General features: G+C 65.7%; 12 protein-coding genes. 4 read left to right on the top strand and 8 right to left on the bottom strand.

All coding sequences use genetic code 11. From position 1 onward, the window contains the following. Positions 1–132 precede the first annotated feature (132 nt). Entirely contained in the window at positions 133–780 is a 648-nt protein-coding gene (gene clpP / locus BC1002_RS12245) for an ATP-dependent Clp endopeptidase proteolytic subunit ClpP (protein ID WP_013090341.1), read from the bottom strand. A gap of 260 nt (positions 781–1,040) precedes the next feature. Between clpP and BC1002_RS12240 the strand changes: the two genes are divergently transcribed. Beyond that, complete coding sequence (locus BC1002_RS12240; protein WP_013090340.1) at positions 1,041–2,096, top strand: sigma-70 family RNA polymerase sigma factor; 1,056 nt, start codon at positions 1,041–1,043, stop codon at positions 2,094–2,096. Here the strand turns inward: BC1002_RS12240 and BC1002_RS12235 are convergent. The 3 genes from BC1002_RS12235 to BC1002_RS12225 form a co-directional block, all read right to left on the bottom strand. Beyond that, positions 2,052–3,326, bottom strand: coding sequence for an EAL domain-containing protein (locus tag BC1002_RS12235; RefSeq protein WP_013090339.1), 1,275 nt, complete (start codon positions 3,324–3,326; stop codon positions 2,052–2,054). The two genes, BC1002_RS12240 and BC1002_RS12235, sit on opposite strands and share 45 nt — an antisense overlap. A gap of 321 nt (positions 3,327–3,647) precedes the next feature. After that, on the bottom strand, positions 3,648–5,108 hold the full coding sequence (gene mdtD / locus BC1002_RS12230) for a multidrug transporter subunit MdtD (RefSeq protein WP_013090338.1): 1,461 nt from the start codon (positions 5,106–5,108) through the stop codon (positions 3,648–3,650). Positions 5,109–5,237: 129 nt separating this feature from the next. Continuing rightward, the gene (locus tag BC1002_RS12225; protein ID WP_013090337.1) at positions 5,238–6,656 is read right to left on the bottom strand and encodes an aminotransferase-like domain-containing protein; all 1,419 of its coding nucleotides are present in this window, start codon (positions 6,654–6,656) and stop codon (positions 5,238–5,240) included. A 182-nt stretch (positions 6,657–6,838) separates the two neighbouring features. On the opposite strand from BC1002_RS12225, the gene BC1002_RS12220 reads away from it, so the two are divergent. Beyond that, a complete protein-coding gene (locus BC1002_RS12220) occupies positions 6,839–7,144 on the top strand; it encodes a DUF2917 domain-containing protein (protein WP_013090336.1) in 306 nt (101 codons plus the stop codon). 46 nt (positions 7,145–7,190) lie between these two features. Here the strand turns inward: BC1002_RS12220 and BC1002_RS12215 are convergent, their stop codons facing one another. After that, positions 7,191–8,432 (bottom strand): citrate/2-methylcitrate synthase, encoded by a 1,242-nt coding sequence (locus BC1002_RS12215; RefSeq protein ID WP_013090335.1) that lies wholly within the window; start codon positions 8,430–8,432, stop codon positions 7,191–7,193. Positions 8,433–8,558: 126 nt separating this feature from the next. On the opposite strand from BC1002_RS12215, the gene BC1002_RS12210 reads away from it, so the two are divergent. Then, positions 8,559–9,968, top strand: coding sequence for a CoA transferase (locus BC1002_RS12210; protein ID WP_013090334.1), 1,410 nt, complete (start codon positions 8,559–8,561; stop codon positions 9,966–9,968). An 81-nt stretch (positions 9,969–10,049) separates the two neighbouring features. Here the strand turns inward: BC1002_RS12210 and BC1002_RS12205 are convergent, their stop codons facing one another. Next, entirely contained in the window at positions 10,050–10,796 is a 747-nt protein-coding gene (locus BC1002_RS12205; RefSeq protein WP_013090333.1) for a GntR family transcriptional regulator, read from the bottom strand. A 195-nt stretch (positions 10,797–10,991) separates the two neighbouring features. Here BC1002_RS12205 and BC1002_RS12200 point away from each other — a divergent pair, with 195 nt between their 5' ends. Then, positions 10,992–11,837 carry an aldo/keto reductase gene (locus BC1002_RS12200; RefSeq protein WP_013090332.1) on the top strand — a complete coding sequence of 282 codons (846 nt, stop codon included), beginning with the start codon at positions 10,992–10,994 and terminating at the stop codon, positions 11,835–11,837. A gap of 93 nt (positions 11,838–11,930) precedes the next feature. Here BC1002_RS12200 and BC1002_RS12195 read toward each other — a convergent pair whose 3' ends face one another. Together BC1002_RS12195 and BC1002_RS38435 are read right to left on the bottom strand one after the other, a co-directional pair. Further along, positions 11,931–12,392, bottom strand: a complete 462-nt coding sequence (locus BC1002_RS12195) for a Rap1a/Tai family immunity protein (RefSeq protein WP_013090331.1) — start codon at positions 12,390–12,392, stop codon at positions 11,931–11,933. Between the two features lie 328 nt (positions 12,393–12,720). After that, on the bottom strand, positions 12,721–13,533 hold the full coding sequence (locus BC1002_RS38435) for a hypothetical protein (RefSeq protein ID WP_013090330.1): 813 nt from the start codon (positions 13,531–13,533) through the stop codon (positions 12,721–12,723). Positions 13,534–13,769: the final 236 nt, after the last annotated feature.

Raw genomic sequence — 13,769 nt, 5'->3', positions numbered from 1 at the left:
CGTCGAAGTCGACGAATCGCGACATGATAGCGATTCCAGCGAAGGTGAGCAGCTTTTGTGGTGCGCTCGCACCGATAGGTGGATGGGAATTGGCGGCAAGGCGGTCTATCCGGCGGCCCACCGAGCGTTCCGTTACAGGCTGTCGCGACGACCTGCGCTGTTCCACGTCGCGCGAGCTTCCAGCACGTCATCGATCAATCCGTATTCCCTCGCTTCGAGCGCCGACATGAAGTTGTCGCGGTCGGTATCGCGCGCGATATCGTCGATGGTGCGTCCGGTGCGCTCGGCCATCATCGCATTCAGACGTGCTCGCACATACAGCACCTCCTTCGCCTGGATTTCGATGTCCGCCGCGGTGCCCTGACCGCCGCCGGACGGCTGGTGAATCATGATGCGCGCATTGGGTAGCGCATACCGTTTGCCGCGTTGACCCGCGGTGAGCAGAAAGGTGCCCATGCTCGCGGCAAAGCCCGTGCACAAGGTAGAGACCTCCGGCTTGATGAACTGCATGGTGTCGTAAATCGCGAGGCCGTCATACACCGAGCCGCCGGGCGAGTTGATGTAAAAAGAAATATCCTTGTCGGGGTTCTCCGATTCGAGAAACAGCAATTGTGCGACGATCAGACTGGCTGACTGCTCGTTCACGGGCCCGACAAGAAACACGATGCGCTCGCGCAGCAGGCGGGAGTAGATGTCATAGGCGCGCTCGCCCCGGCCGGATTGTTCGATCACAGTGGGCACAAGGCCCAAGGCGGAGACAGACGGGTAACTGGAGGGCATGGATTCCTCGATCAGGACGGATGCACGGGCATTCGGGGATGCGCAGGCGGCCGCGAACCAGAGGCCGGGTGACATGCGCCGCTTGTTGCTCATTTGACGAAGCAGCGGCCGGCGCTGTGACAGAAAATTTTTTTGCGCTGAACTGTCACATCACCCGTTGCCCATGCGTCAAGCTCAGGAATAGCGAACATGACGCGCGCCTGAGCCATGCCACTGGTATGCAGCCGCTTTTTCACCACGCACCATCGGGAGGTCTACGCATGACGGAACAGGGAATCGACAAGGCATCCAGTTTCGAGGCCGCGCGCGCCCGTCTGCTGGCGCTCGCGTATCGGATGCTTGGCAGTCGTGCGGAGGCCGAAGACGTGATGCAGGACGTCTGGCTCAAATGGCATCTGGCCGATACGCGGGCGGTGCAAACGCCGGTCGCGTGGCTCACCACGCTCACCACGCGCACTGCGATCGACCGTCTGCGGCACGCGCAGCGCGAGCGCGCGTCGCAGGCTAGCGGCTGGTTGCCGGAGCCGTGGCTCGACGAGGTCGCACCATCGGCCGAGGAGTTGGCATTGCGCGCGGCGGATATGTCATACGGCGTGATGCTGCTGCTCGAACATCTGAAGCCAGACGAACGCGCGGCGTTCGTCCTGCATGAAGCGTTCGAGTGCGGTTATGCCGAAATCGCGTCGATTCTCGAGCGCACACCGGCCGCCTGCCGGCAAATGGTTCATCGTTCCAAGGAGCGTCTGAAACGTGCGGGCGCGCCGTTGGAGCGGCCCGATCCAGCGGTGCATGGGCGAATCGTCGAGCGATTGCGCGCGGCGCTCGAAGCGCAAGACCGGGCGGGCTTGCTGCAGCTTTTCAGCGACACGCCTCAACTGATCAGCGACGCACCTTTGTACGCGACGCCCACTCCATTCCCCACGGCCAACGTGGCTCTTCGAGCGCAAGGGCCAACGCCTGGAGCCAAAGCGCAGCGTGCCCGCGAACCGGGTTCCGGTCCAAAGTGGATGGCTGTGATTACATCGCTCGCGCAACAGGCGAGCTATACCGAGGTGGTGTCGATGGCGGGTGCCGTGTGTATCGCACTGTTCTGCGACGGCGACATCGTCGGATTGATCGACGTGGTGACGGATGGCACAACGGACCTTTCGGCGAAAATCATCTCGCTGCGCATCCTGACCAGCGCCGCGCATTTGCGGGCGGCCAACCAGATGCTGGGCCGTGACGCGGTCAAGGAACTGCTTGCCCGCATCAAGGGCCATCCCGGGGTGTCAGTTGCGGTGAGCCGCAACTTCCCAGTTGATGTCGACGCATAGCACCTGCGTACCATGCGAGTTATGCGCGGCAATCGAGGCCGTAACGCACAGATGCGCTTCGTTGATCGACAGATACGGCGGCGTTAGATGAACCCGCCCCGGTTGACGCATCGCCTGAATGAAGTACGGGCGACGCTCCCAACTCGCGCCTTCGGAATGCAGCAGCGGGCTAAAGCGCTTCGCGCGTTGCGATGTGCGGCCCGGCGGCAGCACGTTGTCGCCGATCTGCCGGCCCGATCCGTCCAGGACAAAGCAGCGCGCCGTTTCCCCAAGCGCGAGCAGAGGAGCGGTCGCCTGTGTGATCGATTCCCCGGCAATCAACTGAGCTGCGGCGGCCTCGAGCGCGGTGACATACGGAGCGAGCCGCGCGGATTGCGCTTTCTCTCGAGCGGCAACGCGTTCGCGCAGCGAAGCGGACAGCGAATCCATCAAGCCAGCGGCCACTTGCGGCTTGACGGGTTCGACGCTCGGGCCTGCGAAAAATGCGCCCTGGACGAAGTCCACATTGCATTCGAGCGCGATCAGCGCGTCGCGCTCGGTGCTCAGACCGCCCATCAGCACCAGTTGCCCGGACTCGTGCAACAGAGAGACGAGGCCCGGCAACACGCGCTCGATGTGCGAGTGTTCACTCGCTTGCGCGAGGATGCAGCGGTCGAGCGTCACGATGTCCGGCCGCAGATTCCACACGCGGTCGATGTTCGAATGCTTGGCGCCAAAGCCGTCGAGCGCGATCAGAAAACCGGACTTGCGCAGGGAATCGACGATTTCAGCAAAGCGCGTGGTTTCGCCGCCGGCCTGTTCGGATACTTCGAGCACCACGCGTTGCGGCGGCAGGCCGAGCGTCTTCAGGCTGGCAAGCAGCGCGTCGCCGTAGCTGGTGTCCATCAGTGCGGCCGGATGCAGGCTCAGGAAGAGCCATTCGTCGTGGCTGTCGAACGCATTGAAGTTGCCGAGGTGAAGCGATTCGGCCAGCCGTCCCAGTTCCAGCAGGTCGCCGCGTCGCGCGGCCTGCGTAAAGACTTCGTGCGAGGGCACTTGCCGCTCATGCTCGTCGTGCACGCGCAGCGACGCGTGATAGCCGATCGCGCGCCGGTGCGATACCGAGAAGACCGGTTGAAATACGCTGAAAACGGTGTAGCCGCCATACAGAACGGTTCGGCGGGAGCCTTCGTCGCCGGCCATCGGGCGTGGTGGCTGGAAGCCGGGAGGATCGAGTTCGATCATGCTCATCGTGTCGGTCGTGTGGAAATGGCGGCGCTTGCAGGGCTCGGCAGGAGTTCGCACGCGCAGACTAAGAGTTTACAGGATAGTCGAGCAAGAACTATGCGCGTGCAACAACAAGGGTCGAGCGCCCACCAGCAATGCTCCGAGGAAAATATTGTGCGCCCGCTCCGGGACGAAGGCGATGACACGCACTTCGCTGGTGCGGGACGCGCCCTGTTGCGGGTCGCTGACGCTGTTCGAGGAGGCTGCGTGCGGGCTCCGCGGAGGGATGCCCGGAAATCCGGTTGCGAGTGCGCGAGGGATGCGTCGTGCTGGCTCGCGCGGCTTTCAGGTCCGCTCTGAAGGATCGGTCTTTTTCGCCGGCGTGCGGATCTGCGGCGACAACTGCGCAAAGATCCATGACGAGCATGCGGTGATGATGCCGACACACAGGAATGTCGCATGAAACGCGGGCAGCGAATTGGCAGCGGTCACGCGTTGCATGATGCCGGTAAAGGTCGTCAGCAGTGCACCGGCCACCGTCACGCCGAGACTCATCGAAAGCATCTGCACGAGCGAAAACAGGCTATTGCCGCTGCTCGCTCCGCCGGTACCCAGGTCCTTCAGCGTCAACGTGTTCATCGCGGTGAACTGCATCGAGTTCACGCCGCCGAAGATCGCCAGTTGCACGAGCCGCAGCCACAGCGGCTGATTCGTGCTCGTGAGCGCGAAACTTGCCATCATCAGGCCGACCAGAATCGTGTTCGCCATCAGCACGCGCCGGTAGCTGTACTTCAGGATCAGCGTCGTCACGAGACGCTTCGTTGCCATGCCCGCGGCCGCCACGGGCAGCATCATCAGTCCGGCTTCGAATGCGCTATAGCCGAGGCTCACCTGCAACAGCAGAGGAATCAGGTAGGGCATCGAGCCGCTGCCGATTCGCGCGAACAGATTGCCGAGCAGCCCGACGCTAAAGGTGTGGATCTTGAACAGATCGAGCGGGAAGATCGGCGCGGGCTCGCGCACTGCGTGCAGACCATAGGCAACGAAGCACGCCATGCTCAGAATCAGCAGCACCAGCACCGTCGCATGTTGAATGCCGAACTCGGTGCGGCCATCGAGCGCGAACGAAATTGCCACCATGCCCACCACCAGCAGCAGGTACCCGCCGAGGTCGAATTTGCCCGTGTGTTCGTTGCGGCTATCCGGCATGAAGATAAACGTCGCAATGCAGCCCACGATGCCCACCGGCACGTTGATCAGAAAGATCCAGTGCCACGTCGCGATCTTGACGAGCCAGCCGCCGAGCGTCGGTCCGATCAATGGTCCGATCAGACCCGGGATCGCCACGAACGACAACGCCGGCAGATAACGCTCTGCCGGAAAGGTACGCAGCACCGCGAGCCGTCCAACCGGCAGCAGCATCGCGCCGCCCACGCCTTGCAGAATGCGGAACAGCACCAGTTGGTTCAGCGTGTGCGCGTTCGCGCACAGCAACGAGCCCACCGCGAACACGAGGATCGCACTGAAGAACACGCGCCGCGTGCCGAGTCTGTCGGCGAGCCAGCCGGACACGGGGATCATCACCGCCATCGTCAGCGAGTAGGCGATCACCACCGATTGCATGCGCAGCGGCAGCTCGCCGAGGCTTGTCGCCATCGCGGGAAGTGCGGTGTTGACGATCGTCGAATCGAGCGTCTGCATGAAGAAGCCGGTGGCGACCAGCCACAGCATCACCGTCAGTGCGCGGGGCGACGGGCCAGAGGGGAGGTTGGGAGCGAGGGCGGGCGGAGTCGGCGTCGTGGACATATGAAGCGGCAGGGCGCGCTCGGTCGGGCTGGGACTCGCTATTCTAGGGAAAAGCGGGTCCCGGCGCAGCGAGCGGCGCAGCCTTGCGCAGGTGTCGGGGCTGCATCCAGGCCGAGTTCTGCGCCGTGTTCACACATCAGCCGGCAACTGGGCCGCCGCCTGAAAAAACGCCTGCGCCCGTGGCTCGTTGCCAAACGCCACATGAATCCTGATCCACGGGCTCGCCTCCCGGTTCGGCCTGAAGTGTTGTCCAGGCAGCACCGTCACACCGAGCGGCACACCGCATTCAACGAGCCGCTCGGCGTCCGCGACATGGGGCACCCGCGCCCACACGAACTTGCCGCCCGCGGGTTCCTCGAAAATCTCCCAGCCGGCATCTTCGAGTGTCTGGACGGTGGAGCCGAGCGCGCCGCGCATCTGGCGGCGCAGTCGCTCCAGATATTTGCGATATGCGCCGCGCTCCAGCATCGACACCGCCACCGCTTCGGCAAAGCGCGAGCAGCCGATGCTAGTCAGCATCTTGATATCGACCAGATCCTTGATGATCGCGTGATTCGCAACCACGCAGCCGATCCGTAGCGACGACGACAGCGTCTTCGACAATCCGCCGATGTAGATCACCTGTTCGAGTTGGTCGAGGGTCGCGAGGCGATCGGTGATCTCGGTCTGAAAATCCGCGTAGATGTCGTCTTCGATGATATGGAAGCCATACTCACGCGCCATTTGCAGCAAACGGAACGCGACCTGCGGTGCGACCGTGGTGCCGGTCGGATTGTGGAACACGGTGTTGATGAGCAGCAATCTGGGCCGGTGCAGCTTCAATTGCGCCTGCATCACGTCGAGGTCGGGACCGCTGCCGGTGCGCGGGATGCCGATCAGCTTCATGCCGTGCAGTCGCAACAGGCCGTACAAGTTGTAGTAACCGGGGTCCTCGACAAAGATCGTGTCGCCAGGCTTCAGCATGTAGCGCACCAGCAGATCGAACGCCTGGCTCGCGCCATTGGTGATCAGAATCTGCGACGCGTCCGCCTGGATGCCCAATTGGCCAATACGGCCGCGCAACTGTTCGCGCAAGACAGGATTGCCGAGCGGCGTCGCGTACTCGACCATGCTCGCCGGATCGGTTCGCGACACGTGACGGATCGCCTGCGCAATGCCATCGATGTCGCGCCAGCTTTCGGGAATGAATCCGGTGCTGAGCTTCAGCGTCTCGCCCGGAAAGTTGAATTGTTCGAGCAAATGGTCCGACTCGACATCGGCTCGGCGCGGGTCCGATGTGCCCTGACAGCGCATGTCCGTCGGTTGGCGATCGGCGACGTAAAAGCCGGAGCCGTGGCGCGAGTCGACATAGCCGAGCGACACCAGCCGGTCGTACGCCTCGATCACCGGAAAGCGGCTTACGCCGAAGTCGGCGGCGAACTGGCGGATCGACGGCAGCTTCGAGCCGGGATGCGCATTGCGCGAGCGAATCCACGCCGACACGCCGGTGACGATCTGCTCGGTAAGCGGTACGCCGTTGTCCCGATCGAGCCGGATTTCGAGTTTCATACGCTTGCCTTCTGTCGCCGGCCTGCGAAGCGCAAGCTTTTAACCTGCGTCGCGCGAGCCATGTCAACTGTTCGGTTTTTTGACTGAACAGTTCCGATGAAAGTGTTCGGAACTGTGCATGGGTTTCCGATCATCGCACGCCAATAATCGGTACAACAGAAAGTTCTTCGAGGAGAACGGCGATGCGAGAAGTGCGAGTTTTCGAACTGGAACACAGCGAGCCCGTCACGGCCTGGCGGGTTGCGCGTCCGTCGATTTTCAAGATGATCAGTGGCAATGTCTGGCTGACCGTCGAGGGCGAGCATGAAGATCACTGGCTGGCGGCAGGGCAGTCGATCGAGCTGGCGCGTGGATCGGTGGCTTGGATCAGCGCGGGGCGGGAGGGGGCGCGTTTCGCGCTGGCGAGCGGTTCGGCACGCAAGCTGCCGGCGCTGCTATTCGGCTGGCCGATACCGACTTGGCTCGCGCGTCGGCCAGGTGTCGTCTGATGCGGGGCGAACGGCGAGCAGGCCAGACGTAGCCCCTAAGCAGCCCTTAAGCAGCCCCTCCCGCCTCATACTCCCCGATATACCGCGCTCGAGGCCGGATCAACCGGCCATCGCGCGTCTGCTCCATCGCGTGCGCGATCCAGCCGACCACCCGTCCGAGCGCGAACAGCGTGAACGCGGCGCCGGTCGGCAAGCCGAGCACGCGCTCGATTGCCGCAAGCGCGAAATCCACCGTCGGCTCCGCGCCGGTCGTGTCGCGCACCGCTCGCGCAAGCTGCAGCACCTCGTTGAGCGGCGAGCGGGCCGGCGCGCAGTCGGCGAGCATCGTCAACAACAGCCGCGCGCGCGGATCGCCGTCCGGATAGAGCGGATGACCGAAGCCCGACAACACCGGACCTTGAGCGCCGTGCTCGTGCCGCGCGAGACGGTTCGCCAGATAGCGGTCCAGATCGGGCGAGCGCGACGCCTCGTCGAGCAGCGCCGCGATGCGCACGGTCTCGCCGCCGTGACGCGGCCCGGAGAGCGCCGCGAGCCCGCCCGCGACCGCGCCGAACAAGTGCGTGCCCGTCGACGTGATACAGCGGACCGTGAACGTCGATGCATTCAGCTCGTGATCCGCGCACGCGACCAGCGCCGCGCGCAGCAGCCCGCTTTGCTGCCGGCTGCGCACCCGCCAGGCCGTCGCGATCTGCCGATGCAGCGGTTCGTTCGACGGCGCCGCCGGCAGCATCGCGGCGGCCAGCAGCCGCATCACGCAGCACGCGGTGTCGAGCTGCGCGTCGCGGCCGAGCGCCCACACGCGCGGCATCTGCGCGGCCGCGGCCGGCAGCAGCACGAGCGCGCGATCGAGCGGCGTGCTGTCACTCCACAACTTGAGCCACCCCGCCCATTGCGCGGAGGCGAGCGGCACGGCGGGCGCATCGGCAATGCGCCGTGCGCTGCATTCCCATAGCAGCGCCGCGACGTCTTCGAGTGACGCACCGCGGGCGAGCTCGATCGCATCGTGCCCGCGATATAGCAGCTGACCGTCCGCGACCAGCGTGATCGACGATTCGAGTACCGGTACGCCCCAGTCGAGCACTTTCTGCGCGACCTTGCCCGCACGCTTGCCGTCCGCCTTGCGACGCGCGAGGCGGCGCACCTCGGCGGCATCGTAGAGTCGATGACGGCCTTGCGCATCCGGCGACGAGCCGAGCATGCCGCGGCTCACGTACGCGTACAGCGTCGGCACGCTGACGCCGAGCGTTGCGGCCGCTTCGGCGGCGGTCAGGTAAAGCGGAGCTGACATGAAAGCGCGCGGAAACCGAAGAAATCAATATATGTTGATTATCATAATCAAGATTGATTGCGGCAAGGCGCAAATTTAGACTCGGTGCACCTGCTTCCTGTCCGCGCGGTCAACGCGCCCGATGCCATGACACCCGAACTCGCCCTCAAGCACATCTGGACTCTCGCCGGCTGCGATCCGGTCGCGCTGCACGCTGTGTCGCTCGCCGGTGCGGACCCCGGCTTGCCGTCGGTCTATCACGTCGGCAGCCTCGCGTCGTCGACCATCGCCGCGACCGGCCTCGCGGCCGCCGAATACTGGCGACTGCGCAGCGGACGCAGGCAACGGGTATCGGTGCGGATGCGTCGCGCGCTGGCGGCGTTTCGCAGCGAACGCTATCTGCGAATCGACGATGGGCCGCCGCCCGCGCTGCGCGATCCGGTTACCGGCTTCTACGAAACGGGCGACGGCCGCTGGATTCAGCTGCACACGAATTTTGCGCATCACTTGAAGGGTGTGCTCGACGTGCTCGGCTGTGAGAATGGGCGCGAATCGGTGGCGGCCGCGATTCGCGGCTGGGAGGGCGCGACGCTCGATCAAACGCTCGCTGACGCGGGCCTGTGCGCCGCCTTGATTCGCACGCCCGACGAATGGGCCGCGCTCGAGCAGGCCAAAGCGATCGCGCGCCTGCCGCTGTTCGAGATCGAGCGCATCGGCGACGCGCTGGCCGAGCCGCCGCGCCACGCCGACGCTGACGCCGAACCCGGCATCGACCGTCCGCTCGCGTGCGTGCGGGTGCTGGATCTGTCGCGGATCATCGCCGGACCGGTGGCCGGCCGCGCGCTCGCGCATCATGGCGCGGACGTGATGACGATCAACGGGCCGCATCTGCCGAACATCGCGCCGCTCGTGATCGACAACGGCCGCGGCAAACGTTCGGCGCTCGTCGATCTGCGCGACGCAGCGGGCTGCGATACGTTGCGCGGACTCGCGCGCGATGCCGACGTGTTCCTGCAGGCCTATCGTCCGGGCGCGCTCGCGGCGCGCGGCTTCGGGCCCGACGAACTGGCGCGGCTGCGGCCTGGCATCGTCTATGTGTCGGTTTGCGCTTACGGGTACACGGGGCCGTGGGCGCAGCGACGCGGTTTCGATAGTCTGGTGCAGTCGGCGAGCGGCATCGCGTGGACTGAGCGCGCGGCGGCGGGTTCGGCCGAGCCGCGGCATCTGCCGTGTCAGGCGCTCGATCACGCGACCGGCTATCTGGCCGCGTTCGGCGCGATGGTCGCGCTCGCGCGGCGGGCTCGCGAAGGCGGCAGCTGGCATGTGAAGGTGTCGCTTGCGCAGACCGGGCGTTGGCTGCAGTCGTTCGGGCTGCTGGCCGATGGGCAGCAGGCGCCCGAGGTGTCGCTCGACGATGTGCGCGATTGCGTCGCGAGCGTGCAATCGGAGTTCGGGCGCGTGCTAGGCGTTCAGCCTGCCGAAGAACTGGAACAGACACCGGCGTTTTATGCGCTGCCGCCTGCCCGCATCGGCGCGCACGAAGCCCGTTGGACGTGACGGGGTAGCGTGCGCTCGTGTTGGAGTTTGGAGTTTGAACCGCGGCGCGCGCGGCTGCCGGACCATTCACCGAGTCGCAGCCTACTTCCTCAATTCCGCCACGAAGTCGTAGTAATCGTTGCGGCAGTACGTGTCCGTCAACTCGATCGCGCGCTGATCCGCCGTATAGCCCACGCGCGTGATCAACAACAACGCCTCGTTCGGCGCGATGCTCATCTGCTGCGCGATCTCGTCGCTCGCGTTCACCGCGCGAAAGTGCTGCAGCGCGCGCACGATCGTCAATCCGCGGTTCTCCAGGTACGTGTACAGCGAGTCGCCGATTGCTTGCGGATCGGGAATCACCGCGGCGGGGAACGTCGAATTCTCTACCGCCATCACGATGCCGTCCGCGAGCCGCAGCCGCCGCAGCCGCGTGACCGCGGCGGCCGGCGACAGTCCCAGCTGGATCACCTCGTCGCGATTGGCCGGCGAGATTTCGCGCGACAGCCACTTCGAACTCGGTGTAAAGCCGCGCCGCCGCAGCATTTCGCTGAAGCTCGACAGACGCGACAACGGATCTTCATAGCGCGGCGTGATGAAGCTGCCAGCGCCTTGGGTGCGGCGAATCAAGCCCTGCTCGACGAGCAGCGCGATCGCCTTACGCGACGTGATGCGCGATACGCCGAGCGCCTCCGAAAGCACGCGCTCCGAGGGGAGCGCCTCGCCGGCATTCCAGCGGTTTTCGTGGATCGCGCTGCCGAGCTTGCGGGCAAGTTGCAGATAGAGCGGCGTGTCGTTTTCCGGGTCCGGGCGCAGGTCGCGCCAGCGGTCTTCCGAGGCAGAGGTCATGGGGCTCACGCAAGATGGGCAAGCGGCAATTTTAAAACATCGGCGCGCCCCGTTATAGCGGGCTTTTGCCTGGCGCGCCGATGTGAGTCTGCGGAGCCGCTAAACTCGTCTCCAGGTTTTTCGTAGCATGCGTTGCGCGGCGAGACGGCGTGCAATTGCATCGCATCCAGATCGAACCACATTCGAGGAGTCAGCATGACGAGCGAGATCGCAAGCGTGAGCTTGCCGGGCGGCGAGAGCATTCCGGCGCTGGGGCAGGGCACGTGGGAGATGGGCGAGCAGCGGGCACGACGCGCGGCGGAAATCGATGCGCTGCGCTGCGGCATCGAACTCGGCATGACGCTGATCGACACCGCCGAAATGTACGGCGACGGCGCAACCGAGTCGCTGCTCGGCGAAGCGCTCGCCGGTTTGCGCGACAAGGTGTTTCTGGTCAGTAAGGTGTATCCGCACAACGCTAGCCGACGCGGCGTGATCGCCGCGTGTGAGCAAAGCCTGAAGCGTCTGAAGACGGACCGGCTCGATCTGTATCTGCTGCATTGGCGTGGCTCGGTGCCGCTCGAAGACACCATCGACGGCTTCGAGGCGCTGCGGCGCGCGGGCAAGATCCGTCACTGGGGCGTGAGCAACTTCGATACCGACGACATGGAAGAACTCGTGGCGACGCCGGGCGGCGACGCGTGCGCGACCAACCAGATTCTGTACAACGTGGCGCGGCGCGGGCCGGAGTTCGATCTGCTGCCATGGCTCGCCGCGCGCGGCATGCCGGCGATGGCATATAGCCCGGTCGATCATGCGCGGCTACCGAAACGCTCGCCGCTCGACGACATCGCCGACGCGCGCGGCGTCTCCGTATTCCAGGTGGCGCTCGCGTGGGTGCTGGGCAAGTCCGATGTGTGCGCGATTCCGAAGGCGGCGCGGGTCGAGCATGTGCGCGACAACCATCGCGCGTCGCAACTGGTGCTGGAAGCCGGCGAACTCGCCGCGCTCGACGCGTACTTCAAGCCGCCGCGCCGCAAGCGTGCGCTGGAGATGTTGTAAGTGCTGGCGCGGCCGCCGTCCGTTGCGGAGCGGCGGCGCGAGTGGCTCGAAGCGCTGTGGGCGCCGCTGACGCCGCTCGCGCTGACGCGGCGCTCAGGTGCAGGGGTGGTGCTGATGCACGGAGCCGAGCACGGCGACTTCGGCGGGCGTGTGCTGCAGCGCGTCGTCCGGTACCTGGGCGGCATCGGCGAGGAAGTCGTCGACGATCGACGACACCGGCACGTCGCGCAGACATAGCGACACGCGCTGGGTTTCGTTGGCGGGGAAGGTGGCGCGTTGGGCGAGGAACAGCACGCCGTACTGATAACCGTGGATGATGCCGCGGATCGCGCCGACGCATTGCCCTTGCGCGACGTTGTCGTGGCGCTGCTTGCAGCTCTGTACGAGCGAGTAGGCGGAGAAACTCGGGTCGACCGGTGGCGCCGCTTGCGACAAGGTTTGCGCCATTGGCTGCGCGGGTGTTTGCGCATTGGCGAGCGATGCGAGGCCCAGGGCGGTAGCCATCAGCACGGCGGCTGCCGTGCGGGTCGCGGAGGGGGGGACACTTCTATGCATGTTGTGGGCCCTCATATCGAACGATGAATTTGATATGAGGCGGTCGTCTCGGATTGGTTCCATAACACTCACACGCAGTGGAGGTTGTGTTCCCGCCGCTCGCGGTGCGGTTCGCGCGACGATGCGAGGCGCGGCTCGCGCGCTGTCCGGGCCATTCCGTCAGCGCGCGCCGCAGGCGGGCGGGCCGCTCCAACCGGCCCGCGGCGGTGACGCCCGACCGGGGGATCGGGACGCCACCGCCGTTGCCAGCGGATAGCGGACAGTATGCCGGGACATGTCGCCGGCGGGTAGGGCGCGGGGGCTCCCTACCCGGAGCAACGGGCGACGCCTAGTGCCCGTTCCCGCCACCGTTGCCACTGCCGCCGCTGCCGCCACCCTTGCCTCCGTGACCGCCGCCGAAGCCTCCGCCAAAGCCTCCGCCGAACCCGCCACCGAGGCCACCGCCAAAGCCTCCACCATGCGCGCCGCCGAAACCACCACTCGGGCCACCGCTGGAGCCTCCGCAACCGCAGCTGCCGCTCCCGCTGCCGCCGCTGCTTCCGCTTCCACTTCCACCGCCACCGCCACCGCCACCGCCACCGCCACCGCCACCGCCGCTTCCGCCTCCACCTCCACCGCCTCCACCGCCTCCACTGCCTCCCCCACCATTTCCGCCACCACTACTGCTACCACCACCATTACTTCCGCCGCCTCTATTTCCCTTACCGCCCGTGCCCGCACCGCCACTCCCACTTCCGCTCCCTGAACCCGCCGCCCCGGCGCCGCTGTTACCGCTTGCGCCAGCCCCGCTATTGCTCGAACCCGCCGCGCCGCCACTTCCGCTGCCATTGCCATTGCCACTGCCGCCGGCGAGCCGGCCGCAGCCCGGACCGCCGAGCCCGCCGCAGCCAGTCGGCGCGAACACCGAAGCGGCATCGTCGGCGGCCGTGGCGGCGGTCGCCCTGTCGTCGTTCTGCGCGAGCAGCAGCGGCGCCGAATCTCCGGTTTGCGCCGGCGACGCGTAGGCCATCACCATCGAGCGTGGGATCACGTCCGTCGACGCCCCGTACGCGGCCTCGCCCGCCAGCACCGCCACCCCCGCGAGCACCGCTGCGCGGCGCATCATTGCGCAGTAATGCCGATCTGATTTTCTGATTTTCATCGCGCGTCTCCAGCCGCCACAGCGGCGGCCGACCTGTCTGCACGCGGGTCTTGCCGAACCCCGAGTCCGTCGTGTCGAAGTTGCCCGCGCGTCGCTGCCGTGCTGATCGCTTGAGGTCGCGTCATCGCGTGATGACGCTCGTCGTGCGGATGTGCGCGGTGTTGCGCGCCCGGTTTGGCTTCGAATCTCTGGCCGCAAATTTAGCGATATCCATGCCACGCGTCGCCGAGCCTTGA

This window comes from Paraburkholderia atlantica (assembly GCF_000092885.1).
Taxonomy (GTDB): domain Bacteria; phylum Pseudomonadota; class Gammaproteobacteria; order Burkholderiales; family Burkholderiaceae; genus Paraburkholderia; species Paraburkholderia atlantica.
This window is presented reverse-complemented; position numbering and strand designations above follow the sequence as displayed.

Coding starts and splice junctions, on each gene's coding strand:
- BC1002_RS12210 (WP_013090334.1), top strand. CDS start 8,559: ATGACACCCGAACTCGCCCTCAAGCACATCTGGACTCTCGCCGGCTGC.
- BC1002_RS12215 (WP_013090335.1), bottom strand. CDS start 8,432: ATGTCAGCTCCGCTTTACCTGACCGCCGCCGAAGCGGCCGCAACGCTC.
- BC1002_RS12220 (WP_013090336.1), top strand. CDS start 6,839: ATGCGAGAAGTGCGAGTTTTCGAACTGGAACACAGCGAGCCCGTCACG.
- BC1002_RS12240 (WP_013090340.1), top strand. CDS start 1,041: ATGACGGAACAGGGAATCGACAAGGCATCCAGTTTCGAGGCCGCGCGC.
- BC1002_RS12195 (WP_013090331.1), bottom strand. CDS start 12,392: ATGCATAGAAGTGTCCCCCCCTCCGCGACCCGCACGGCAGCCGCCGTG.
- BC1002_RS38435 (WP_013090330.1), bottom strand. CDS start 13,533: ATGAAAATCAGAAAATCAGATCGGCATTACTGCGCAATGATGCGCCGC.
- BC1002_RS12200 (WP_013090332.1), top strand. CDS start 10,992: ATGACGAGCGAGATCGCAAGCGTGAGCTTGCCGGGCGGCGAGAGCATT.
- BC1002_RS12235 (WP_013090339.1), bottom strand. CDS start 3,326: ATGAGCATGATCGAACTCGATCCTCCCGGCTTCCAGCCACCACGCCCG.
- mdtD (WP_013090338.1), bottom strand. CDS start 5,108: ATGTCCACGACGCCGACTCCGCCCGCCCTCGCTCCCAACCTCCCCTCT.
- BC1002_RS12205 (WP_013090333.1), bottom strand. CDS start 10,796: ATGACCTCTGCCTCGGAAGACCGCTGGCGCGACCTGCGCCCGGACCCG.
- clpP (WP_013090341.1), bottom strand. CDS start 780: ATGCCCTCCAGTTACCCGTCTGTCTCCGCCTTGGGCCTTGTGCCCACT.
- BC1002_RS12225 (WP_013090337.1), bottom strand. CDS start 6,656: ATGAAACTCGAAATCCGGCTCGATCGGGACAACGGCGTACCGCTTACC.